Source organism: Pseudomonas sp. R3-56 (assembly GCF_051132075.1).
GTDB lineage: Bacteria > Pseudomonadota > Gammaproteobacteria > Pseudomonadales > Pseudomonadaceae > Aquipseudomonas.
Genome location: NZ_CP071657.1, coordinates 3,279,406 through 3,299,587, shown reverse-complemented (window position 1 = coordinate 3,299,587; position 20,182 = coordinate 3,279,406). Strand labels below are relative to the sequence as shown.

General features: G+C 61.8%; 20 protein-coding genes. 10 read left to right on the top strand and 10 right to left on the bottom strand.

Annotation, left to right across the window (positions count from 1 at the left end):
- Nucleotides 1-4 precede the first annotated feature (4 nt).
- Nucleotides 5-460 (bottom strand): PACE efflux transporter, encoded by a 456-nt coding sequence (locus tag J3P96_RS14815; RefSeq protein ID WP_434651915.1) that lies wholly within the window; start codon nucleotides 458-460, stop codon nucleotides 5-7.
- A gap of 105 nt (nucleotides 461-565) precedes the next feature.
- Between J3P96_RS14815 and J3P96_RS14810 the strand changes: the two genes are divergently transcribed.
- Entirely contained in the window at nucleotides 566-1,450 is an 885-nt protein-coding gene (locus J3P96_RS14810) for a LysR substrate-binding domain-containing protein (protein WP_434651913.1), read from the top strand.
- A 60-nt stretch (nucleotides 1,451-1,510) separates the two neighbouring features.
- Here J3P96_RS14810 and J3P96_RS14805 read toward each other — a convergent pair whose 3' ends face one another.
- Nucleotides 1,511-1,756: a hypothetical protein gene (locus tag J3P96_RS14805; RefSeq protein WP_434651910.1), complete on the bottom strand. Its 246-nt coding sequence runs from the start codon at nucleotides 1,754-1,756 to the stop codon at nucleotides 1,511-1,513.
- Between the two features lie 239 nt (nucleotides 1,757-1,995).
- Nucleotides 1,996-3,177: an MFS transporter gene (locus tag J3P96_RS14800; protein WP_434651908.1), complete on the bottom strand. Its 1,182-nt coding sequence runs from the start codon at nucleotides 3,175-3,177 to the stop codon at nucleotides 1,996-1,998.
- A 141-nt stretch (nucleotides 3,178-3,318) separates the two neighbouring features.
- On the opposite strand from J3P96_RS14800, the gene J3P96_RS14795 reads away from it, so the two are divergent.
- On the top strand, nucleotides 3,319-3,777 hold the full coding sequence (locus tag J3P96_RS14795) for a winged helix-turn-helix transcriptional regulator (protein WP_434651906.1): 459 nt from the start codon (nucleotides 3,319-3,321) through the stop codon (nucleotides 3,775-3,777).
- Nucleotides 3,778-3,789: 12 nt separating this feature from the next.
- Here the strand turns inward: J3P96_RS14795 and J3P96_RS14790 are convergent, their stop codons facing one another.
- Nucleotides 3,790-4,524, bottom strand: coding sequence for a substrate-binding periplasmic protein (locus J3P96_RS14790; protein WP_434658183.1), 735 nt, complete (start codon nucleotides 4,522-4,524; stop codon nucleotides 3,790-3,792).
- Between the two features lie 247 nt (nucleotides 4,525-4,771).
- On the opposite strand from J3P96_RS14790, the gene J3P96_RS14785 reads away from it, so the two are divergent.
- Complete coding sequence (locus J3P96_RS14785; RefSeq protein ID WP_434651904.1) at nucleotides 4,772-5,467, top strand: tRNA (adenine(22)-N(1))-methyltransferase; 696 nt, start codon at nucleotides 4,772-4,774, stop codon at nucleotides 5,465-5,467.
- Nucleotides 5,468-5,544: 77 nt separating this feature from the next.
- Here the strand turns inward: J3P96_RS14785 and J3P96_RS14780 are convergent, their stop codons facing one another.
- A complete protein-coding gene (locus J3P96_RS14780) occupies nucleotides 5,545-6,201 on the bottom strand; it encodes a glutathione S-transferase (RefSeq protein WP_434658180.1) in 657 nt (218 codons plus the stop codon).
- Between the two features lie 188 nt (nucleotides 6,202-6,389).
- On the opposite strand from J3P96_RS14780, the gene J3P96_RS14775 reads away from it, so the two are divergent.
- A complete protein-coding gene (locus J3P96_RS14775) occupies nucleotides 6,390-6,953 on the top strand; it encodes a TetR/AcrR family transcriptional regulator (RefSeq protein ID WP_434651902.1) in 564 nt (187 codons plus the stop codon).
- A 1-nt stretch (nucleotide 6,954) separates the two neighbouring features.
- On the opposite strand, the gene J3P96_RS14770 is transcribed toward J3P96_RS14775, so the two are convergent.
- The 3 genes from J3P96_RS14770 to J3P96_RS14760 all read right to left on the bottom strand — a co-directional run bounded on the left by J3P96_RS14770 (nucleotide 6,955) and on the right by J3P96_RS14760 (nucleotide 11,821).
- Complete coding sequence (locus tag J3P96_RS14770; protein WP_434651900.1) at nucleotides 6,955-9,243, bottom strand: Orn/Lys/Arg decarboxylase N-terminal domain-containing protein; 2,289 nt, start codon at nucleotides 9,241-9,243, stop codon at nucleotides 6,955-6,957.
- Entirely contained in the window at nucleotides 9,240-10,649 is a 1,410-nt protein-coding gene (gene potE / locus J3P96_RS14765; protein ID WP_434651898.1) for a putrescine-ornithine antiporter, read from the bottom strand. Before potE ends, J3P96_RS14770 begins: the two co-directional genes overlap by 4 nt.
- Nucleotides 10,650-10,825: 176 nt before the next feature.
- Nucleotides 10,826-11,821, bottom strand: a complete 996-nt coding sequence (locus tag J3P96_RS14760; RefSeq protein WP_434651896.1) for an aldo/keto reductase — start codon at nucleotides 11,819-11,821, stop codon at nucleotides 10,826-10,828.
- 113 nt (nucleotides 11,822-11,934) lie between these two features.
- On the opposite strand from J3P96_RS14760, the gene J3P96_RS14755 reads away from it, so the two are divergent.
- The 5 genes from J3P96_RS14755 to J3P96_RS14735 all read left to right on the top strand — a co-directional run bounded on the left by J3P96_RS14755 (nucleotide 11,935) and on the right by J3P96_RS14735 (nucleotide 16,711).
- Nucleotides 11,935-12,858, top strand: a complete 924-nt coding sequence (locus tag J3P96_RS14755; RefSeq protein ID WP_434651895.1) for a LysR family transcriptional regulator — start codon at nucleotides 11,935-11,937, stop codon at nucleotides 12,856-12,858.
- Between the two features lie 326 nt (nucleotides 12,859-13,184).
- Nucleotides 13,185-13,613, top strand: a complete 429-nt coding sequence (locus J3P96_RS14750) for a DUF2231 domain-containing protein (RefSeq protein WP_434651893.1) — start codon at nucleotides 13,185-13,187, stop codon at nucleotides 13,611-13,613.
- The gene (locus tag J3P96_RS14745; RefSeq protein WP_434651891.1) at nucleotides 13,610-14,902 is read left to right on the top strand and encodes a PQQ-dependent sugar dehydrogenase; all 1,293 of its coding nucleotides are present in this window, start codon (nucleotides 13,610-13,612) and stop codon (nucleotides 14,900-14,902) included. The genes J3P96_RS14750 and J3P96_RS14745 overlap by 4 nt, the downstream gene beginning before the upstream one ends.
- A gap of 184 nt (nucleotides 14,903-15,086) precedes the next feature.
- Nucleotides 15,087-15,851, top strand: a complete 765-nt coding sequence (locus J3P96_RS14740) for an SDR family NAD(P)-dependent oxidoreductase (protein WP_434568649.1) — start codon at nucleotides 15,087-15,089, stop codon at nucleotides 15,849-15,851.
- A gap of 20 nt (nucleotides 15,852-15,871) precedes the next feature.
- On the top strand, nucleotides 15,872-16,711 hold the full coding sequence (locus J3P96_RS14735) for an oxidoreductase (RefSeq protein WP_434651888.1): 840 nt from the start codon (nucleotides 15,872-15,874) through the stop codon (nucleotides 16,709-16,711).
- Nucleotides 16,712-16,755: 44 nt separating this feature from the next.
- Here the strand turns inward: J3P96_RS14735 and J3P96_RS14730 are convergent, their stop codons facing one another.
- Nucleotides 16,756-17,706, bottom strand: coding sequence for a DNA/RNA non-specific endonuclease (locus J3P96_RS14730; protein WP_434651886.1), 951 nt, complete (start codon nucleotides 17,704-17,706; stop codon nucleotides 16,756-16,758).
- A 71-nt stretch (nucleotides 17,707-17,777) separates the two neighbouring features.
- Complete coding sequence (locus J3P96_RS14725; RefSeq protein WP_434651884.1) at nucleotides 17,778-19,127, bottom strand: OprD family porin; 1,350 nt, start codon at nucleotides 19,125-19,127, stop codon at nucleotides 17,778-17,780.
- A gap of 197 nt (nucleotides 19,128-19,324) precedes the next feature.
- Here J3P96_RS14725 and J3P96_RS14720 point away from each other — a divergent pair, with 197 nt between their 5' ends.
- On the top strand, nucleotides 19,325-20,104 hold the full coding sequence (locus J3P96_RS14720; RefSeq protein ID WP_434651882.1) for an EAL domain-containing protein: 780 nt from the start codon (nucleotides 19,325-19,327) through the stop codon (nucleotides 20,102-20,104).
- The last annotated feature ends 78 nt before the right edge of the window (nucleotides 20,105-20,182 follow it).

Below are 20,182 nucleotides of genomic sequence, written 5' to 3'. Positions count from 1 at the left end.
TGGTTCAGGTGGCGTTGGCCTTGCAGGTCGAGGCCTGGTCGGGCTGCGCCGAGAGCGGAACATCAAACACCCGGTCGAATGCCCACTGAAAAACCAGGGCGTAGAAAAAGAAAAACACGAAGAGCCCCAGGTTTGTCGCCAATGCCTGCCACAGGCTGATATCCAGCCACGCGGCAATCACTGGCGTGAGGATCAGCGTCAGGCCGCCTTCGAATCCCAGCGAATGCCCCAGACGCCGCCGCCAGTTGCGCTGGCGATTGTCCTGGCGCCGCTCCCAGGCTTCGAACACACCATTGAACAGCATGTTCCAGGCCAGCGCGACGAAAGAAATCAGCAACGACAGCAGGGTCGAATAACCCATGCCTTGCTGGTAGATCAGCGCCAGTGCGGGGGCCACGAACAGCACGCCGCCGGCTTCGTAGAGGATGGCTTGAAGAATTTTTCGAGGTGCGCCTTGCATCGGTGGTCTCCTGGAAACGGGGCAGGACCACAGCCTGGCGAGTTGAGCGACGGCGCACAATTGAGCTAAATTGAGCCTCGCTCAACCTGAGTAATGCTTGCCGCCATGTTTGCCAGACAGCCCCTTACCGCCTTGCGCGGCTTCGAGTCCGCCGCACGGCTGGGCAGCTTCAAGGCGGCGGCCCAAGAGCTGAGTATCAGCGCCGCGGCGATCTCCCATCAGATCAAGAGCCTTGAAGCGTTTCTGGGGGTGCGGTTGTTCGAACGCTCCAGCCAAAGCGTACGCCTGAGCCCCGATGGCGAGCGGCTTTATCCGCATATCCACCGGGCCTTGGCGGAGATCCAGCACGGCTTGCAGACATTGGCGCCGCCTTGTGTCGCGCAATCACTGGTGGTGAGCACGACGCCGGCCTTCGCCAGCCTGTGGCTGATCCCGCGGCTCGGTGATTTTTATCGAGCGCACCCGGACATCAGCGTCCGACTGCACAGCAGCAATGACGTCGTCGACCTGCAGCGTGACGCCAGCATCGACCTGGCGATTCGCGCTGTGTTCACCTCGGATCCGCTACTGTTCGAGCAGCCATTGCTGGATGAATATTTTGCCGTCTACTGCCACCCCGGCTGGCAGCCGCCCGCAACGGGGGCTCCCGTCGAGTTGATCGACGTGCCGTGGCTGAGCAGTTCCGATGTCGCGGTCGATTGGCCGGCCTGGTGCGCCCGGGCCGGCACTTCGGTCTGGCTGGATAATGCCCGCGTGCGAGGCTATGACGAAGAGCAACACGCCCTGCAGGCGGCAATCGTCGGACACGGTCTGGTGCTCGCCAGCCAGGTCCTGGTTGCAGAGGCCGTGGCCCGTGGGCAGTTAGTGCCTTATCGGCCGGAGGTTCGCCTGGCGGGTGCGCGCTATACCCTGGTGTGCGTACCGGGACGGGAGCGGCAGCCAGCGGTACGGGCGTTTAGCGAATGGTTGCTGGGGCAGGGCGCCTGCTGAAACGAGGCGTCAAACGGCTGGGCCAGGGAAAACCCGATTGGCGCGGGAACAGGTTCGAGGTCAAGGCTGTCCCTGGACTTTGGTCGAGACGAGACTCTCGTAACTTTCCGGATGCGGCGCCTCGGTGAAAATCACGTTGGAACGCTCGCTGCGGCACTTGAACTTCACGCCCTTGCGCGGCGTCATCTCCCGGGTCGTCTCCAGGCAGATCTGCCTTGAAGCGTAGGTCGGCCCCGGTCTGCGTTCTTCAACGCAGCCCTCGAAGCCACTGCAAATCGTCATAACGACAAAATATACGGTCATCATCCTTGTATTGCTCCGCTGGGCGATGCGATTGACTACCTCTGCGCCTGCCCCTGTTCAGTTGAACAGGCAGGGCCGATGAGGCGGATGATGAGCGCTTCATCGAACCTTCAGCAATGGCACGTCAGTGCCATTTGTCGGAATATTGTCGCTTTTTCGAATGTTTTTAAAACTTCCGTTTCTGTCGCCAATATATTGGCGAAAGCGCCGTTATCGATAGTTTTTGCCAGGGGTTGAAAAGGCTAACTCCGCGCCGAGAAATACCATGCAACCAGCGCCGCGAGGCTGATCGAGGCGCCCAGTAAACTCACCGCCTGCCAGCCCCAAAGCGCATACACCTGAGTGGCAGCTGCCGCCCCCAGCGCGCTGCCGACCGAGTAGCAACACATGTACGCGCCAACCATGCGGCTCTGGGCGTCGGGCCGCGCGGCGAAAAGAAAACTCTGGTTGGTCACATGCACCGCCTGCACGGCGAAATCGAGCAGGATCACCCCCACGACCAGCGCGATCAACGACGACTCGGCAAAGGCGATGGGTACCCAGGAAAGCGCCAGCAGCCCCAGGGAAAGGCCGGTCACCCGTCGCCCCCAGCCTCGGTCAGCCCAACGGCCAGCCCTCCTGGCGGCGAGCGCCCCGGCAACGCCGGCCAGGCCGAACAGGCCGATAGCGCTGTGTGAAAGCGACAGCGGCGCGGCACTGAGGGGCAACACCATGGCGGTCCATAGCACGGAAAAAGTCGCGAAGATCAGCAGGGCGAACAGGCCTCTGCTGCGCAGGACCGGTTCAGTCAGGAACAGTTTGAACAGTGATCGAATGAGCGCTGGGTAGGTATGCTGGTTACGTAGCGGTTTGGCGGGTGGCGCTATTTTCCATAACACTGCCGCGATCGTCAGCATCAGTCCTGACGAAACGAAATAAACCGCACGCCAGCCCGCCAGGTCGGCGATCAGCCCTGAAGTGAACCGAGCCATGAGAATGCCCAGCACAATCGCGCTGGTCAGGGCTCCCACGGCCTGCCCGCGTTGGGCCGGTGGAGACAGCAGCGCGGCGTAGGCGACCAGTACCTGCACGACCACCGCCATCAAGCCCGTCAGGCTCATGGCTGCCAACAGGACCAGCCAGTGCCGGGAGGCACCGACGGCCGCCAGCGCCAGCACCGATAACGTCACGAGCGTGAGGATCAGCCGCCTGCTGTCGACCTTGTCGCCCAACGGCACGATGAACAGCAACCCCAGCGCGTATCCAGCCTGAGTGGCCGTCACCACGATGCCGATCGATCCGGACGTCACGCCAAGGCTTTGTGCGATGGAGGCGAGTAACGGCTGGGCAAAATAGACATTGGCAACGGCCAGTGCGCAAGTCACCGAAAACAATAACGTCAGCGTTTTGGACAAGCCTCGTTCCAGGGGGGTAAATGCGCTCATGTTCCTCTCCGTGGGTTATTCTGGTTTCAATTAAAAACCTGTTTGAGATTTATGCGGGATTGGGTTTTAAATTGCAACCACATGGGCGAGACTGACCGACGAGTAAACGGCGTACCGCAGCCCCGTCCGAAGGTAAACAAGATGGTTGAGAACGATGTGTCGCATAACCGCGAATGCCCCGTGGCACGCACGCTGGAAGTCATCGGTGATCGCTGGTCGCTGATGATCATCCGCGACGCCTTCGATGGGCTCCGCCGCTTCAGCGAGTTTCAGAAGAACCTGGGGGTGGCCAAGAACATCCTGGCGTCGCGACTCAAGGCCCTGGTCGAGGTCGGCGTGTTCGAGGTGCGACCCGCCTCGGATGGGAGCGCCTACAAGGAGTACGTCCTGACGGAAAAAGGCCAGGCGACTTTTGCGCTGGTGGTCAGCTTGAGGCAGTGGGGCGAAAGGTTCCTGTTCACCCCGCAGGAAACAAGGTCGCTGTTGGTAGACAACGAGTCGGGGCAGCCGCTGATGCCGATCGAGGTTCGCTCATCGGGCGGCCGGAAACTCGAACCGTGGGATTGTCACCGGGTCAGGCGGGTTGCCGGCGCGTCGTGAAGCCGATGTGCTTCAGCGTCCGGCAGGTTGCTCGTAGCGTTGCTGGATGCGCGCCAGTTCACCGGACCGGCGCAGTTGCTCAAGCGCGCTGGCCCACTTGGCAATCACCTGCTCGTCGCTGTCGACGCTGAAGGCGATGTACAGCGAGGAGCGGTAGAGTTCGATGGGAATCCTGCGCAATGTTCCGGCGGGTATTTTCAACTGGCGGCTGTAATACGCCACTCCCGCATCGGTATCGCCGACGATGATATTCGTCCGCCCGGCCAGCAACATGCGGTAGAGCAGCTTGCTCTCGGTGGCGCTCTTGTCCAGGTTGTTGAAGCCCAGCGATTTCAGCATCTGGGGCACCAGGCCGGCATGGCGGGTGGTGATTTGCGGGGCGCGCAGCAGTTGTTCCAGCGAAGTGATCGGCGGCGCGTCAGCCAATTGATAGGCGTGGATGGATTCTTCGACGATCGGCCCGACCCACTTGTACAACGGCTCGCGCTCCGGCGTGCGGAACAGCGAGTACATGATGGTCTTGGGCCGGGTCCGCAATATTTGCGTGGCCCGCATGCTGGGCTGCAGCACGACTTCGAAGTCGTCCCCGGTCTGGGCCATGATGGCTCGGACGATTTCCGTGGTCATACCGGTGAGCTGACTGTTTTCGACGTAGTTGTAGGGTGCCCATTCCTCGGTCACGACCTGATATGGCTCAGCCGCGGCCCCTGAACCGAGCAATAGACAGAGCAGCGCTGCGGCAGGCATCGAATGCTTCACATGTTCTCCTGATAGGCGGTTCGCCGTTCCTGAGCGAACCCAAGACAAGCATAGACCCAAACACGTGGCTGACGACGGCTGCGGCTCCGTTATGAGAACGATCCCTCAGTTGCGTGCCGTGCCGGGCCGGCTGCGCGAGGGTTCACAAGCCTGACTGCCTCCGTCGCTGGTACAGTGTCGCGCCTGACCGTGGCTACAGACGCCGGGCCTGCCTGGCGAGAATAGGACTGGAAGTTTGAACGAACAGACATTATCCATGCGCCTGGAGCGTGTGGCAGCGCTTGTGCCGGCGGGTGCCCGGCTTGCCGATATCGGCTCCGATCACGGCTACCTGCCGGTGGCATTGCTACGTCGTGGTGTGATCAGCGCAGCTGTGGCCGGGGAGGTGGCGTTGACGCCGTTCCGCTCGGCCGAACGCACGGTGCGCGAAAGCGGCCTGGAACACACGATTGCCGTGCGCCTGGCCAGCGGCCTGGGGGCGATCGAACCCGGCGACGGTATAACGGCGATCAGCCTGTGCGGCATGGGGGGCGAGACGATTCGCGACATTCTCGAGGCCGGCAAGTCCCGCCTGAACGGCCGGGAACGGCTGATCCTGCAGCCCAACGGCGGCGAGCAGCCACTGCGCCAATGGTTGGTGGCCCACGACTACCGCATCCTTCATGAGGAAATGCTGCGGGAAAACCGCTTCTACTACGAAATCATCGTCGCCGAGCGCGATGGGCCGGTGACGTACAGCGCCGAGGAACTGTACTTCGGCCCGCTGCAGATGCAGGCTCGCAGCCCGGTATTCCTGGACAAGTGGGAGCGCATGCTGCGCTTCAAACACAAAAACCTGGCTAACCTCACCCGGGCGCAGCAGGGCGTAGCGCAGGAAAAGGTGCAGGAGATCGCACGGCAAATTCGCTGGATCAGCGAATTGTTGGCGTGAGCCGCTCGAGCTGTTCCGCGACTGGCTGACAAGGCGCATCCGCCGCCGTTACGTCGAATGGCGGATGCGCTTTTACTTCAACGTTGCGCTGCACCGCGCTCGACCATCGCTCGCCACTGCTGGACGCTGGGTCTTGCCTGCATCTTCGAATGCCATGCCAGCAACGCCTGGCATTCCTCGGGCACTGGCAACTTGACCAGCGAGGCGAAGATCATGCCGCCCAATACCGCGATGTCTGCCATCGAAAAACGCTCGCCTGCAACAAAAGGGCGTTGGCCCAGCAGGTCGTTGAAATAACGCATGCCCCTGACCGCCTTGTCGCGCATGCGCATGCCCCACTCAGCGTTCTGGTACAACTCGACTTCCGGCCCTAGACCCGGGGTGGCATGGTGGAAGTACACGCTGACCGCATCGAGGAATTCTATTTCGGCGCGCTTGGTCATCATCTGGATCAGGCCTTTCTCCAAAGGCGTTTCACCGGTCAGGGCAGGGGGGCCAACCAAGGCGTCCAGGTACTGCGTGATTGCCGTGCATTCGGCAATGAGCGTGCCGTCTTCCAGCTCCAATACCGGCAGCGTTCCCGAATAATTGATCGCGAGGAACGCCGGCTTCTTGTGTTCGCCCGTCCATAGATTGACCGAGACGAATTCGATTTTCGAGAGTAGACCTTTCTCTGCCAGGGCGATGCGTACTCGCGCCGGATAGGGCCCGTCAAACCAGTCATGGATTTTCATCATTGGGAGTTCGGAAACGTCGTGATGGGAATGGGTGAGAGTCATGATCAAGTTACCTGCCTGTCAATTGGTAGGTAAAAGATTGGGCGACAATTCTCGCACTGTCAACCCCTACCTGTCACTTGGCAGGTTAACTGGCTGCGGGTACAATCAGCCCGGTTTCAGCCATTCAGAATGAGGAACGGGACGTGAGCGAAAACGCTCGGGAAGCCATCCTGGCAGCCGCTAAAAGCGCTGCGCAGACCCATGGCTACAGCGGAATCAACTTTCGAAGCATTGCCGAAGCGGTGGGGATCAAGAACGCGAGTATCTACTACCACTTCCCCAGCAAGGCCGACCTGGGCGCGGCGGTAGCTGAACGCTACTGGCAGGACGCGGCCGCCGTTCTGAAGACGATCCGTGAGGAGAACCCCGACCCCCATGGTTGCTTGCGGCTGTACCCCTCGATCTTTCGCAAGTCACTGGAAGATGGCAACAGACTCTGCCTGTCCAGCTTCATGGCGGCCGAACACGAAGACTTGCCTGAGCCGGTGAAGCGCGAGGTCAAGGCCTTCGCCGACGCCAACGTGGCGTGGCTGGCCGAGGTGCTGGCAGCCGCCGGCACGGGCAGCGTGGAAAAGTGTGAACGCCGCGCCCTGGCCATTTACACCGCTGTCGCCGGTGCCCAGTTGATCGCCCGGACGCGGCTCGACATCAACCTGTTCGACGAACTGATCCTCAGCTACCAGGAAGCCGGACTGATCCCGGCTTGAGCTACTGTTTCAGCACCAGCAATCGATAAGTGCCCGCTTCGCTTTCAATTCCATGGGTGTCATGGGTGAACCCGGGGAACGATCGGTCAAAGCTTTCCAGCGCCTTGAGGTAGGTCAGCACCGGTCCTTCCGAAGGCCCTGCGTTTTCTCCCGGCATCAGCAAGGGAATCCCTGGTGGGTACGGCACGATACCCGTCGCGGCGATGCGTCCGGCCGCTTCTTCGAGGGTGACTTGCTCGATCTCGTTCTTGACCAGTTTCTCGTACGCCTCCACCGGGCTGAAGTGCGCCTCAGGCAGTGTGCCGAACGCCTGGGCCATGGCGGCAGTGGTCCTGGTTTGTTTCATGGCGGCGAAAATTTCCTCGGCGAGGTCCTTGAGCCCCATGCCGGAATAACGTTGCTGGTTGGCGCTCAACAGGTCGGGGAGGCAGAGTTCCAGTTCCAGGTTGGCGTCGTAGTCGCGCTTGAAGTCGAGCAACGCGTTGACCAGCGTGCCCCACTTGCCCTTGGTGATGCCGATGGAAAACAGGAACAGGATGGTGAAATCGGTGGTCTTTTCCACCACGATGCCTTGCGTGCCCAGGTAGGCACTGAGCACACACGCCGGAATACCGAAGTCCAGCAGGTTGCCGTCGTCGCCCATGCCGGGGCTGAGGATCGAGACCTTGATCGGGTCGAGCATGCAGTAGCCGTCTTCAATGTCACCGAAGCCGTGCCAGACCTCATTGGGGGGCAGGACCCAGCAGCCTGGGTCGACCTTGAGCCTGGCCGGGTCGACTTCGTGGAACGCAATCGACAACCCGTCGACCTGCACTGACGGCGGCTGCCAGCAGGAAAAGAACCAGTCGTCATGGCTGCGCATTTCGTTCTGCATATGCGAGATGACCTGACGGAAAGCGATGGCTTCCTCGATCGCCTCGCTGGTGAGGATCTGCCCGCTGGGCGCCTCCATCATCGCCGAGCTGACGTCGCAGGAGGCCATGATTGCGTAATTCGGCGAAGTCGAGGCGTGCATCATGTACGACTCGTTGAAGCGCCCGTGGGGAATCGGATTGCGGCCATTGCGCACATGGATCATCGAGGCCTGGGACAGCGCCGCCAACAGCTTATGCGTGGACTGGGTGGCGAACACGGTCGGTTTCGACGGGTCGTGATCGTCCGGGCTGCCATGCATCGCAAAGCGATCCTTGTACAGCGGATTAAAACGCGCGTAGCCATACCAGGCTTCGTCGAAATGCAGGCGGTCGACGCTTTGCCCCAACAACTCTTCGACGCGAGTGACGTTGTAGGTCAGGCCGTCGTAGGTGGAGTTGGTGATGATCGCATGCACCGGCGTCGGGTCGATGTGACTCTTGACCAGCGGGTTGCTCGCGATGGCGGCCTTCACCCCCTCGGCACTGAGGGTCCGCGGCAGGATCGGGCCGATGATGCCGAAGCGGTTGCGGGTCGGCACCAGGTAGGTCGGAATGGCCCCGGAGAGGGTCATCGCATGCTCGGCGGATTTGTGGCAGTTGCGGTCGCACAATGCGATCTGGTCGCGGGTCACACTGGCCATCAGGATGACGCGGTTGGACATCGATGAGCCGTTGGTGACGTAATAGGTGCGGTGCGCGCCGAACACTTTGGCGGCATAACGCTCGCCCTGTCCGATGGGGCCGCTGTGGTCGAGCAGGGAGCCTAGCTCGCCGACGGAAATCGACAGGTCCGAACGCAGCAGGTTCTCCCCGAAAAATTCATAGAATGCCCGGCCGGCGGTGCTTTTCAAGAACGCCGTGCCGCCCGCATGGCCCGGTGTGTGCCAGGAATATTCGTAGCTGCGGGCAAACTTCAGCAGCGCGCCGAACATCGGCGGCAGCACCGCCTGGCGATAGCGCTCGATAGCCGCCAGTATCCGCCCGCTGAGGAAACGGCTGGTGTCTTCAGGCAACCAGATGAAGTCATCGGCATGTTGCATGACGATCAACGGCACATTGGACGCCGTGCTGCGATCGCTGATCAGGAACACCGGTACGCGGGTGTTGCGCTCGCGTAGCGCGGTGAGCAGGTCGATGCATTCGCGGTGGTCGTCGCTGGTGTCGATTTCCCAACTGAGCAACACGCATTGGATGGCCGGGTCGGAACTCAGGATCGACTTGGCATCACTCAGGGTTTCGGAGGTCAGCACGCTCACGGCGCGGTCCTCCACGTCGCTGATCAGCTGGATCAGGGCACGACCGAATACGCTGCGTTTGTCGGGCGCATTGGAGACCAGCAAGGCCAGCATCCCCAACAGATTTCGATGTTCCGTCATGGCAAGGGCTCCAGGTTAGCTGCCTTCAGGTGGTTGACGGGAATGGGCTCGCCAACGATGTGCTGCCCCGCGACGGTCTGGGTCGGTACGCTGTTGTTCATGGCCTCCAGGCGGATCAGGCGGGTGTTGACGAAACCGAACAGCGTATAGCCGAAGATCACCGCGACGCCGCCGAGCATCAAGGCTTGTTCGCCCGAGCTGTAGAGGGCCAGGTAGCTGTAGGCCGCGGCGATGCCCGCGACGATATTGGTGACCAGGGCTTTGTTCGCCGGGACATTCGAAACCTTTTGCAGGGTCACCAGTGTCGCCATGGAGAGAATGTAGGGCACCAGGTTGGTCACCACGGCGAGATTCACCAGCGTATCGAACTGCTTGGCCAGGTCCGGGCTGATGGTCAGCAGCGCCATGGTTGTCTGCATCGCCAGCAGGATCAGCATGCTGATGATCGGCACGCCATGCTTGTTGGCCTTGGCGAAGATCGGCAGGAAATAGCCGGTATCCGCCGAACTCTTGAAGACCTGTGCCACGGTGAATTGCCAGCCGAGCAACGAGCCGATGCAGGCCAGCACCATCAGGCCCATGACGATGTCACCCACCAGCGGCGTGAACATCTTGGCGAACACCAGGCCGAACGGCGCGGTGGAGGAGACCAGCTCGGCGTTGTCGACGATACCGGCGATGACGTTGGTGGAAACGATATAGATCACCGCGGCGCCGAGGGTCCCGCCGAGGACCGCGATCGGCACGTTCTTCTCGGGATTTTCCACCGCGTCACCGTTGGCGCAGGCCGATTCGAGCCCGAGGAATGCCCAGAGCGTGATCGCCACCGAAGCGCCTGCCGCTTCGTACCAGGTCTTGTCGTGAGGGTTCCAGCCGGCGGCATAAACGCTGCTGTCGAACCAGAACCAACCGACGGTGGAAACCAGCACCACCGGGGCAATGACTCCCCACACCGTCACGGCGCCGATCTTGCCGGTGATGCCTGCGCCGCCGAAATTGGCGAAGGTGGTCAGCCACAACAAAGCGATGGTCGCCAGGCCGACTTGCAGGGAATCCAGCTTGATATCGAACAACGTCTGGATATAACCGACCGCGGTAATGCTGATCGCCACGTTGGCAATCAACAGCGAAAGGCCGTAGGTGTAGTTGGTGATGTAGTTGCCGGATTTGCCAAAGGTATATTCGGCGTAACCGCCCATGCCGCCGGTCTTGCGGCTGAGCATGCCGCAGCGGGCAAACGCGTAGGCCAATGCCAGCGAGCCCGTGGCGGTGATCAGCCAGGACAGAATGGAGATGCCGCCGACTTCGGCGAGTTTGGTCGGCAACAATATGATGCCGGACCCCAGCATGTTGACGGCGGTCAGCATGGTCAGCTGGCTCACACTCATCTTCTTGGCGATTGACATTCCCTTGCCTCACATGCATGAAGTGAAGGGCTTAAGCTATAGCAGAGGATTTGCAGTAAGCCAGAATATCGCAGCGGGATTTGGCGCCGCTGGTCAAGAATCGGATCGAAAACGTGCTGGGGTGGCACGGGGGACGAATGTCCCCGATGCCGTTGCTGGTAAAAAGCCCTGCCTGATCAGCCGTCGAGCAAGGTCATCACCTCGGCGCTGTAGCGTTCGCCGGCCACCGCGCCTTGGGCGCCGAAAATCGCATCCAGGTGAGCCAGCTCCTCGGCGCTCAGGAAGACGCTGGCGGCGGCGACGTTGCTTTCCAGGTACTTGCGCTGCTTGGTGCCCGGGATCGGAATCACATTGCTGCCCTGGGCCAGGACCCAGCCCAAGGCCAGTTGCGAGGCGCTGATCTGCTTCTGCTCAGCCAACGCCTTGACCCGTTCGACCAAGGCCAGGTTGCGCTGGAAATTGTCGGCGAGGAAACGCGGGTTGAAGCGGCGGTAGTCGTCTGCGGCAAAATCATCAGGGGTCTTCAGCTCGCCCGTCAGGAAGCCGCGGCCCAAGGGGCTGTAGGCGACAAAGGCGATGCCCAGGCGCCGGCACGTGTCGAGCACGCCGTTGTGTTCCGGCTCCCTGGACCACAGCGAATATTCGCTTTGCACCGCTGCCAACGGATGCACGGCATGGGCCCGCTGGATGGTCTCGGCGCTGGCCTCTGAGATCCCGATGTGGCGGACCTTGCCGGCCTTGACCAGCTCGGCCATGGCGCCGATGGTTTCTTCGACGGGTACCTGTGGGTCGATGCGATGCTGATAGTAGAGGTCGAGGTAATCGGTACCCAGGCGCTTGAGGCTGCCATCGATCGACTGCCGGACGTATTCGGGGTGACCATTGACGCCCCGGGCATGCGGGTCATCGCTGCGCACCAGGCCGAACTTGCTCGCCAGGTAAATGCCTTCACGCTTGCCGCGCAAGGCGCGTCCGAGCAGCTCTTCGTTGGTGTGCGGCCCGTACATGTCGGCCGTGTCGAACAAGGTCACGCCCAGCTCGACGGCGCGGTGGAGCGTGGCGATGGATTCACGCTCGTCGGTGCCCGTGGTGTAGAAATCCGACATGCCCATGCAGCCCAGGCCGATGGCGCTGACGTGTGGACCTAGGTGGCCAAGTTGACGAGTGATCATGAGGTTGTTCCTTTGGGTTGAAGTGACGTGATCAGTCTCCGTAAAACGGTTTTCTGGATAAAGCCGCTGTTTTTGGTTTAACTATTCGCGATTTCTGAATAGTGAGTAGAACCATGGATCGATTACAGGCAATGCAGGTGTTCCGGCGCATCGTCGAACTGGGCGGTTTCGGCAAGGCGGCCGACGATCTGGGTTTGCCCCGGGCTACCGTCAGCCTGCTGATCCAGCAACTGGAGGGGCATCTGGGGGTGCAACTGCTACAGCGCACCACGCGGCAGGTGCGCGCAACCCTGGATGGCGAAGCCTATTACCAGCGCTGCGGCCAGTTGCTGGATGAACTGGACGACTTGGAAACCTCGCTGTCCGCGCAACGCAGCCAACCTCGCGGCACCCTGCGCGTGGACATGCCCATCGCCTTCGGCTGTACATGGATCGTGCCGAACCTGGCGGACTTCTATCGGCGCTATCCGCAATTGAAACTGGACCTGGGGTTTCATGACCGGTTGGTTCATCTGCAGCGTGAAGGGGTGGATTGCGCCATCCGGGCCGGCGCCATCAGCGACCAGGCGCTGGTGGCGCGACCGATCGTGCGGTTGTGCCAAGTGACTTGCGCCAGTCCCGACTACCTGGCTCGCTTGGGTACGCCCGTGGCGCTGGAGGATCTGGCGGAGCACCGCGCCATCGGTTTCGCGTCGGGCAACGGACGCTTTTTTCCGTTCGAGTTCCAAGTGGCGGGGCAGGTGCGCGAATTGCACATGTCATCCGAACTGACCGTGAACAACGCCGACGGCTACGTGACGGCTTGCGAGGCGGGATTCGGCCTGATCCAGGCGCCGCGTTACCACGTGCAACGGCAACTGGCCGAGGGGCGGTTGGTCGAGGTACTGAGCGATCATCCGGTGCCGTCATGGCCGATTTCAGTGGTCTACCCGCCTCATCGACAGCTGTCGCCGAGGGTGAGGGTGTTCATCGATTGGCTGATCGAGTTGCTGCATGGCGCGGCGGATGCGGACGAGGCCCTGATGGTGCGGGTTTAACACGAACCATCCTGCACACCAGTACCTCGTGGCGAGCCCCTTGTCCTGTGGCGAGGGGATTTATCCCCGCTGGGCTGCGCAGCGGCCCCCAAAACCTGACTGGCAATAGCCTGATACACCGCAATGACGGTTTGGGGCCGCTACGCAGCCCAGCGGGGATAAATCCCCTCGCCACAAAGCGCTGGGAACTGCCGCCTTACCCCAAGCGAAAAATCGGAACTATCGCTTTGGCTGCACGATCATTTCCCTAGGCGTTAATCAACGCGGCCCCGACGGCCCGGATCTCACGGAAACCGCTACGGGACGCTGAACGATAAGGAGCTGTCATGACCGTTACCACCCATCCCCTCTACCGAAGCACGCCAGGTCCGCTTCACGCGGTCCTGCTCGCCGGTAGCGTTCCGTTGTTTCTCGGGGCGCTGCTCAATGACATCGCGTACTACAAGACCTACCAGATCCAATGGAGCAATTTCGCCTCCTGGCTGATTGCCGGCGGACTGCTGTTCTGTGGGTTGGCATTGCTGTTTGCGCTGGTCAATCTGATCCGTGCGGAGCGCAAGGGCGGGCGTCCCGTGGTGTATTTCCTGCTGTTGCTGGTGACTTGGGTACTCGGGCTGATCAATGCCTTCGAACATGCCAAAGACGCCTGGGCCATCATGCCCCAGGGCCTGGTTCTGTCGGTCGCGGTCACCGTGTTGGCCTGCGCTGCGGCGTGGGTCGGGCTGACCAATCTGCGTTCCGGAGGTGAGCAATGAAATCGCGCATCGCATTGACAGCCCTGAGCATGGCGTTGTTGCTGAGCGCCTGCGGAGGAGAAGGGGACGCCACTCAGGCACGCGGTCCGGACCCCAAATTGCCGGAGCCCCAGCGCGGGTTGTTGCCCAGCATGAAAATCGCCGAGCCGGTGCCCTGGGGCGAGCAGAAACCGACGGTGCCGCAAGGCTACGACATCACCGCTATCGCCACCGACCTGAAGATTCCGCGCCAGACCCTGGTGTTGCCCAACGGCGATATCCTGGTGGCCGAAGGCCGTGGCGGAAACGCCGCGAAGCTCAAGCCCAAGGATGTAATTGCCAGTGTCATCAAGGCCAAGGGCAACACCCAGGTCAAGGGCGGCAATCGCCTGACGCTGTTGCGCGACGCTGACGGTGATGGCACCTACGAGCTCAAGACGGTCTTCGCCGAAAACCTCAACGCACCCTATGGCCTGGCGTTTGCCGACGGCAAGCTGTACGTCGCCAACCAGGACGCACTGGTGCGCTTCGATTATGAAGAGGGCCAGACCAAGGCCAGCGGGCCACCCACAAAAGTCACCGACCTGCCGTCCGAGATCAACCACCACTGGACCAAGGCGCTGGCGATCAGTCCCGACGGACGCTCGCTGTACGTGGGCATCGGTTCGAACAGCAACGTCACCGAACGCGGCATGGAAGTCGAAATCGACCGGGCCATGGTCTGGCAGATCGACGCCGAGACGGGCGCCCACAAACCCTATGCGACCGGTCTGCGCAACCCGACGGCGTTGAAGGTCGAGCCTGGCTCCGGACAGTTGTGGGCGGTGGTCAACGAGCGCGACGAGTTGGGTCCCGACCTGGTGCCGGATTACCTGACATCGGTGCGCGAAGGTGCGTTTTATGGCTGGCCCTATAGCTATTGGGGGCAGAACGTCGATCCGCGCGCACAACCGCAGGATCCGCAAAAAGTCGCCGCTGCGGTCAAACCCGACTACAGCCTCGGGTCCCACGTCGCGGCACTCGGTGTCGATTTCTCCATCCCGGCCATGGGCGAGCAATTTGCCGAAGGCGCCTTCGTGGGTGAGCACGGCAGTTGGAACCGCGACCAGCCGGTGGGCTACAAGGTCATTTTCGTGCCGTTTCGCAACGGTCGTCCCGCTGGTGAGCCGGTGGACTTCGCCACGGGTTTCCGCGGCGACGATGGCAAGACCCGTGGGCGGCCCGTGGGTGTGACCGTTGATCCGCGCGGTGCGTTGATCATCGCCGATGACCTGGCGAACACCGTGTGGCGGGTGACTCGCAAGCCATGAACCCGATGCCCGGGACGCGCTGCCGTCCCGGGTAATCCCGCCGGTTTTGCACGTTCGCGCAAAACCCCGACAGTCCCCGCAACATCACCAAAGCCCGGTAACCCTCGTTGCGCGACAGTGAAGCCGTCAATCACGACAGCGCACCGGCGAATGTCTCGTCGGTCGGTCAACGAGGAGAGCTACCATGAGCGATATCAAACACAACATTCCCCACGAAGTCGAAGGCAAGGTCGCCCTGGTCACCGGCGCCGCCAGCGGTATCGGCAAGGCCATTTCCCTGTTGCTGCATGCCCGTGGCGCCAAGGTGATCGCCGAGGACATCAACCCCGCCGTCAACGAGCTGGCCCGCCCGGGACTGGTGCCGCTGGTGGCTGACATTACCGAGGACGGCGCCGCCGAGCGCGCGGTGGGCCTGGCGGTCGAGCAGTTCGGCCGGTTGGACATCCTGGTCAATAACGCCGGCATCATCATCAACAAACTGGTGGTCGACATGACGCGCCAGGACTGGGAACGCATCCAGGCCGTCAACGCCACCGCGGCGTTCCTGCATTCACGCGAAGCGGTCAAGGCGATGATGCCCAACAAGTCCGGGGCCATCGTCAACATCGCCTCCTATGCGTCCTATTTCGCTTTCCCGACCATCGCCGCCTACACCGCGTCCAAGGGCGCTCTGGCGCAGTTGACCCGCACGCTGGCGCTGGAAGCCATCGAGCATGGCATCCGAGTCAATGCGGTCGGCGTTGGCGATGTGGTCACCAATATCCTCAACGACGTGGTCGAGGATGGCCCGCAGTTTCTCGCCCAGCACGGCGAAGCCGCCCCCATCGGCCGGGCCGCGCAACCTGAAGAAATCGCCGAGGTGGTCGCCTTCCTGGCCTCGGACCGTGCCAGCTTCATGGTCGGCTCGGTGGTCATGGCTGATGGCGGCATGACAGTCACCGCCGGCTGAGCCAACAGAGGAGAACCGTCATGAGCAATCGTAAAACCTGGCTGGTCACCGGCTGTTCCACTGGTTTTGGTCGATACATTGCCGAGCATCTGCTCAAGCAGGGTGAGCGCGTGGTCGTCACCGCCCGCAAAGTCGAGCAAGTGCAGGACCTGGGCCGCCTCGGCGAAGCTCTGGTGCTGCCGCTCGATGTCACTGACCCACAGCAGGCCCGCGACGCAGTGGCCGCCACCGAGCGAGTCTTTGGTAAGGTCGACGTGTTGATCAACAACGCCGGTATCGGTTACTTCGCCGCCGTCGAGGAGACCGATCCGCAGGCAGCGCGTCGGCTCCTGGAGGTCAACCTGGTCGGTACCGCGAACATGATCCACGCGGTGCTGCCTGGCATGCGCCGGCGGCGGCAGGGGATGATCGTCAACCTGACGTCCATCGGCGGGCTCGCCGGCTTTCCTGCGGTGGGTTATTACTGCGCGAGCAAGTTTGCTGTGGAAGGGCTCAGCGATGCCTTGCGGGCCGAAGTCGAACCGCTCGGCATCCGGGTCATGACCGTGCAACCCAGCGCGTTTCGCACCGAGTGGGCCGGCTCGGCAGCCGAGGTAAGCGAGTCGATCGACGACTACGACGCCACCGCAGGCGCCGCACGCCGCGCTTATCACGTCTCGGTCGGCAGGCAGGAAGGCGACCCGGCGCGTGCGGCCGCGGCGATCTATACCGCGGTCAATGCCGAGCAGCCGCCTCAGCGGTTGCTGTTGGGCAATCGCGCATTCGAAGTGGCGATGGCCAAGCTGTCCGCCATGCAGGAAGAGTTTCGCGCGTGGGAGGCCACGGCGCGTGGAGCTGATTTTCCTGGTCAGGAGCGCTGATAGCCCGACCGGCGTCCGTTGTACCGGGCGCCGGCCGGTCCGTTTTACAGAAGGATATCTTCGGGCCCGCGGATGGCCGCTTCAATCCGTGTTCCGGTCAAGCGTTCCTCGTTCGAGAAACCGTCGTAGTTGGCCAGATCACCAAAACGAACACCCGTCAGCGTTTCGATCTGATCAACGCTGTGTCGGTAGGTCTTTAGCGCTCCGAACAGGAGTTCCAGTTTTCCCAGTTCCCGGCGTTGGTCAATCATGTAGGCGCTGGCCGAGGGCTTGCCGTCGTCACCGAGGAATGCCACGACTTTCCAGAACGCGGTGGGGATCTGCACGCCCCGATAGGTCGGATCATCTTCGCGCAGCAACGGCCCGGTGAATACCGTCGCCCGGGCTTTCCAGCGGCGAGTGTTGTCGAGGATATAGTCCTCGAGCTCCAGCCAGGTTTTCTGGTTGAACGCGGCCATCTGTGGCGAGCAGTTGGTGAAGTGGAAGGTGTCGGTGTTGGCCGTGTGCGCCTCCTGGCCCCAGTTGGGGTCCTGGCGCCTCACCAGATGGCCGCGATCGAGCAGGTTGTCGGCATAGAGCTCTTCGCCGAGCTGCGCATCGCTGGGCAGTCGCCCGTCATAGGCCCAGGCATCGCGCCCGCGATCGACTTCGACACTGCTGGCGCCATCGATATTGACACCCGCCACGAGCGCCAACCGTCGACTCCGAGACAGGGTGATGGAGAAATGGGTGTAATCCAGACGGTTCATGGCTGCGCCCGTCGGGTGGACGTCCTCTGCCTGGGCTGAATCCAGGGACGGCCAGGGCACGATGAAATCGCCAAGGAAGTCGCTGCGATAACCCTCTCGATTTTCCAGCTGTGTTGCCGGAGTGATCCTGGGTTCCGCCTGTCTGCGCAGGGCAGCGGGAGTTGCCCGCAAGGATTGGACAAGCGGTTTGAGATCCGCAAGCCTTGGTCGGTGAGAGACGTTCGTCGCTAGTCCTGATGACGGCATGGCGCTTCCTCGCTGGGCTCGATGCCAACTATCATGCCGTCAGCAGCGTGAAGGTTTGATGATGCGTCTTTTCAGAACGGCCCGAGCTTCAGCGGGTACTGGAGGACGACGTACAGCCTGTCAATATCATCGCCGGCCTGGGCGCTGTTGGCGCGGTGGGTGACGTGGGACAGTTGCAGCGACAGGTCCTTGGCCGGCCCTGATTGCACGACGTAATGCAGGTCCAGGTCGCGCTCCCAATGACGGCCGCCGTCCCCCTGCTGCGGGCTGTAGGTTCCGGTGTCGCTGTCGAACGGGTTGTAGGCGCCGCCCCTTGGCGCATGGCTGCCATCTATCCCGTTGCCGGTTACATAGCGGGCCATGAAACTCAAGCCGGGGATGCCCAAGGTGCCCAGGTCTAGGTCGTAGCGAGCTTGCCAGGAGCGCTCGCCCGGGCCATTGAAATCAGCGTATTTGATCGAGTTGGCCAGGTAGATGGAGTCACCACCAACGAAATCGAAAGGCGTGTCGCCGTTGATTTTCTGGTACGCCAAGGTGAATGCCTGGGCTTCATGTCGATATTTGCCGGACAGGCTGAAGGCCGTGTTGTCGATGGCGCCTGCGCTGGCCTGGCCATGGTCGCGGGTGTAGTAGACGTTACCGTCGAGGAACAGCTGGCCCAGCGTCGAATGCAGATTGGCGTAGTACTGGCGCCAGGTGTCGCTCAGCTCGGAAGCATAGAGCGCGCCGCCCACCGTGCGGCCGCTGAACAGGTCGGCACCGATGAAGTCGATACTGCCGTGGCGGGTACTTGCCCCATAACCGGAGAAATCGCCTTTGGCGGTGGAGGCATCCTGATTCTTGAAGGCGTTGAAATGACCCGCCTGCAAATCGACCTCATCGATTTCCTGGCTCGACAACAACACGCCGCTGGCGTATTCCGGTTGCAGGCGCTTGTCAGCCGTATCGAATACCGGTGTCGCGACGGTCATTTCGCCCAGCGCCAAGGTGGTTCGTGAGGTCTTGAATTTCAGCGCAGCGCCGGCGCTGGAGTATTCGTCCTCACTGCGCCCGTCGTCGTCCAGTGGCAGCAGTCCCGTCCCCGAGTGGCCCTTGCCGCCGTCCAGTTTCAAACCGACGAACCCATGGGCGTCGACACCTGCACCGACGATGCCGGGCGTGAAGCCGGACTCGAACGTGGCGATGAAGCCCTGGGCCCATTCCGCCTTGTAGCTCTTGCCCGCCGGGGTAGGGGACCGATAGTCATTGTTGAGGTAGAAGTTGCGGCTCAACACCTCAAATGTCGCCCCTTGCAGGAGACCCTCGGCGGTTTGTCCTGCCAGCGCGGGTGCGCTTCCCGCCAGCAAAGCCAGCAGCCAGATCGGCTTCAGGGCGACCGGTGCTGGCCCAGGGACAATCATGTTTGTGGATGCGAGCGACATGCGTCTTTTCCGTGTGAACCAAGGCCTGGACAGAGCGACATTCTTGGTGAGGCCGCGCGCAGGGGCGAGTTAAACGTTGTTAATTGCGTAACGCGGGCCCGACCGCACTCCAGAAAGCGCGACCCGTGCCGATTCAAGGGACATTGCCTGTAGTTTCTGCAACACAGGGACACCCGCTGCCGCGACGGAACACTGATATGACCGCATCCTCTTCTCCTCAAACGTTCAAATCCCTTGGTTGCGCCGAGTGTCGCGACCATTCGGCATTGGGATTTGATTTCACCATGGCGTTCCAACCGATCTTCAATGTCCGCACGCGCACGGCCTTTGCCTATGAGGCACTGGTCAGAGGCGTAAACGGCGAATCGGCAGGTTATATCCTCGGGCTTGTGAATGACGGCAACCGCTACCGGTTCGACCAGGCCTGCCGAGTAAAAGCGATCGAGGAGGCTGCCAGGCTGGGTATCCTCGACATTCCCGGTTGCCTGCTGAGCATCAACTTCCTGCCCAACGCCGTGTACCGGGCCGAGACCTGTATACGGGCGACATTGGAGGCTGCGCGTCAAAGCCGCTTTCCGCCGGACAGGCTCATGTTCGAGGTCACGGAAGGCGAAAGGGTGGACGACCCCGAGCACCTCAAGTCGATCTTCCTGGAATACGAGCGCCAGGGTTTCACTACCGCAATAGATGATTTCGGTTCTGGCTACTCGGGGCTCAATCTGCTGGCGCTGTTCCAACCCCAGGTGCTGAAGATCGACATGGCGTTGACCCGAGGCATCGACCAGGACCCGGTCAGACGCGCGATTGTCGAGGGGATCATCCTGGTTGCCGGCCGGCTGGGTATTACCGTCATCGCCGAGGGCGTCGAGACGCGAGAAGAAAGCGCGACGCTGCTGGAGTTGGGCATCGAGCTGATGCAAGGGTATCTCTATGCGCGGCCCGAGACGGGTCGGCTTGCGGTGGGCAGATTCGATTAGCCAGCAGCAGGCGCTGATGACGCAGGCCTCACAGCTATTGAAGCGGTGAGCCTGCTTTCCTGTTTCATGTACCCGCCG

Bases quoted from the DNA above. Each gene is read 5' to 3' on its own strand.
- J3P96_RS14745 (WP_434651891.1), top strand. From the start codon at position 13,610: ATGAAATCGCGCATCGCATTGACAGCCCTGAGCATGGCGTTGTTGCTG.
- J3P96_RS14760 (WP_434651896.1), bottom strand. From the start codon at position 11,821: ATGATCACTCGTCAACTTGGCCACCTAGGTCCACACGTCAGCGCCATC.
- J3P96_RS14800 (WP_434651908.1), bottom strand. From the start codon at position 3,177: ATGAGCGCATTTACCCCCCTGGAACGAGGCTTGTCCAAAACGCTGACG.
- J3P96_RS14795 (WP_434651906.1), top strand. From the start codon at position 3,319: ATGGTTGAGAACGATGTGTCGCATAACCGCGAATGCCCCGTGGCACGC.
- J3P96_RS14725 (WP_434651884.1), bottom strand. From the start codon at position 19,127: ATGTCGCTCGCATCCACAAACATGATTGTCCCTGGGCCAGCACCGGTC.
- J3P96_RS14720 (WP_434651882.1), top strand. From the start codon at position 19,325: ATGACCGCATCCTCTTCTCCTCAAACGTTCAAATCCCTTGGTTGCGCC.
- potE (WP_434651898.1), bottom strand. From the start codon at position 10,649: ATGTCAATCGCCAAGAAGATGAGTGTGAGCCAGCTGACCATGCTGACC.
- J3P96_RS14750 (WP_434651893.1), top strand. From the start codon at position 13,185: ATGACCGTTACCACCCATCCCCTCTACCGAAGCACGCCAGGTCCGCTT.
- J3P96_RS14790 (WP_434658183.1), bottom strand. From the start codon at position 4,524: ATGCCTGCCGCAGCGCTGCTCTGTCTATTGCTCGGTTCAGGGGCCGCG.
- J3P96_RS14735 (WP_434651888.1), top strand. From the start codon at position 15,872: ATGAGCAATCGTAAAACCTGGCTGGTCACCGGCTGTTCCACTGGTTTT.
- J3P96_RS14805 (WP_434651910.1), bottom strand. From the start codon at position 1,756: ATGATGACCGTATATTTTGTCGTTATGACGATTTGCAGTGGCTTCGAG.
- J3P96_RS14815 (WP_434651915.1), bottom strand. From the start codon at position 460: ATGCAAGGCGCACCTCGAAAAATTCTTCAAGCCATCCTCTACGAAGCC.
- J3P96_RS14770 (WP_434651900.1), bottom strand. From the start codon at position 9,243: ATGACGGAACATCGAAATCTGTTGGGGATGCTGGCCTTGCTGGTCTCC.
- J3P96_RS14755 (WP_434651895.1), top strand. From the start codon at position 11,935: ATGGATCGATTACAGGCAATGCAGGTGTTCCGGCGCATCGTCGAACTG.
- J3P96_RS14740 (WP_434568649.1), top strand. From the start codon at position 15,087: ATGAGCGATATCAAACACAACATTCCCCACGAAGTCGAAGGCAAGGTC.
- J3P96_RS14810 (WP_434651913.1), top strand. From the start codon at position 566: ATGTTTGCCAGACAGCCCCTTACCGCCTTGCGCGGCTTCGAGTCCGCC.
- J3P96_RS14730 (WP_434651886.1), bottom strand. From the start codon at position 17,706: ATGCCGTCATCAGGACTAGCGACGAACGTCTCTCACCGACCAAGGCTT.
- J3P96_RS14780 (WP_434658180.1), bottom strand. From the start codon at position 6,201: ATGAAAATCCATGACTGGTTTGACGGGCCCTATCCGGCGCGAGTACGC.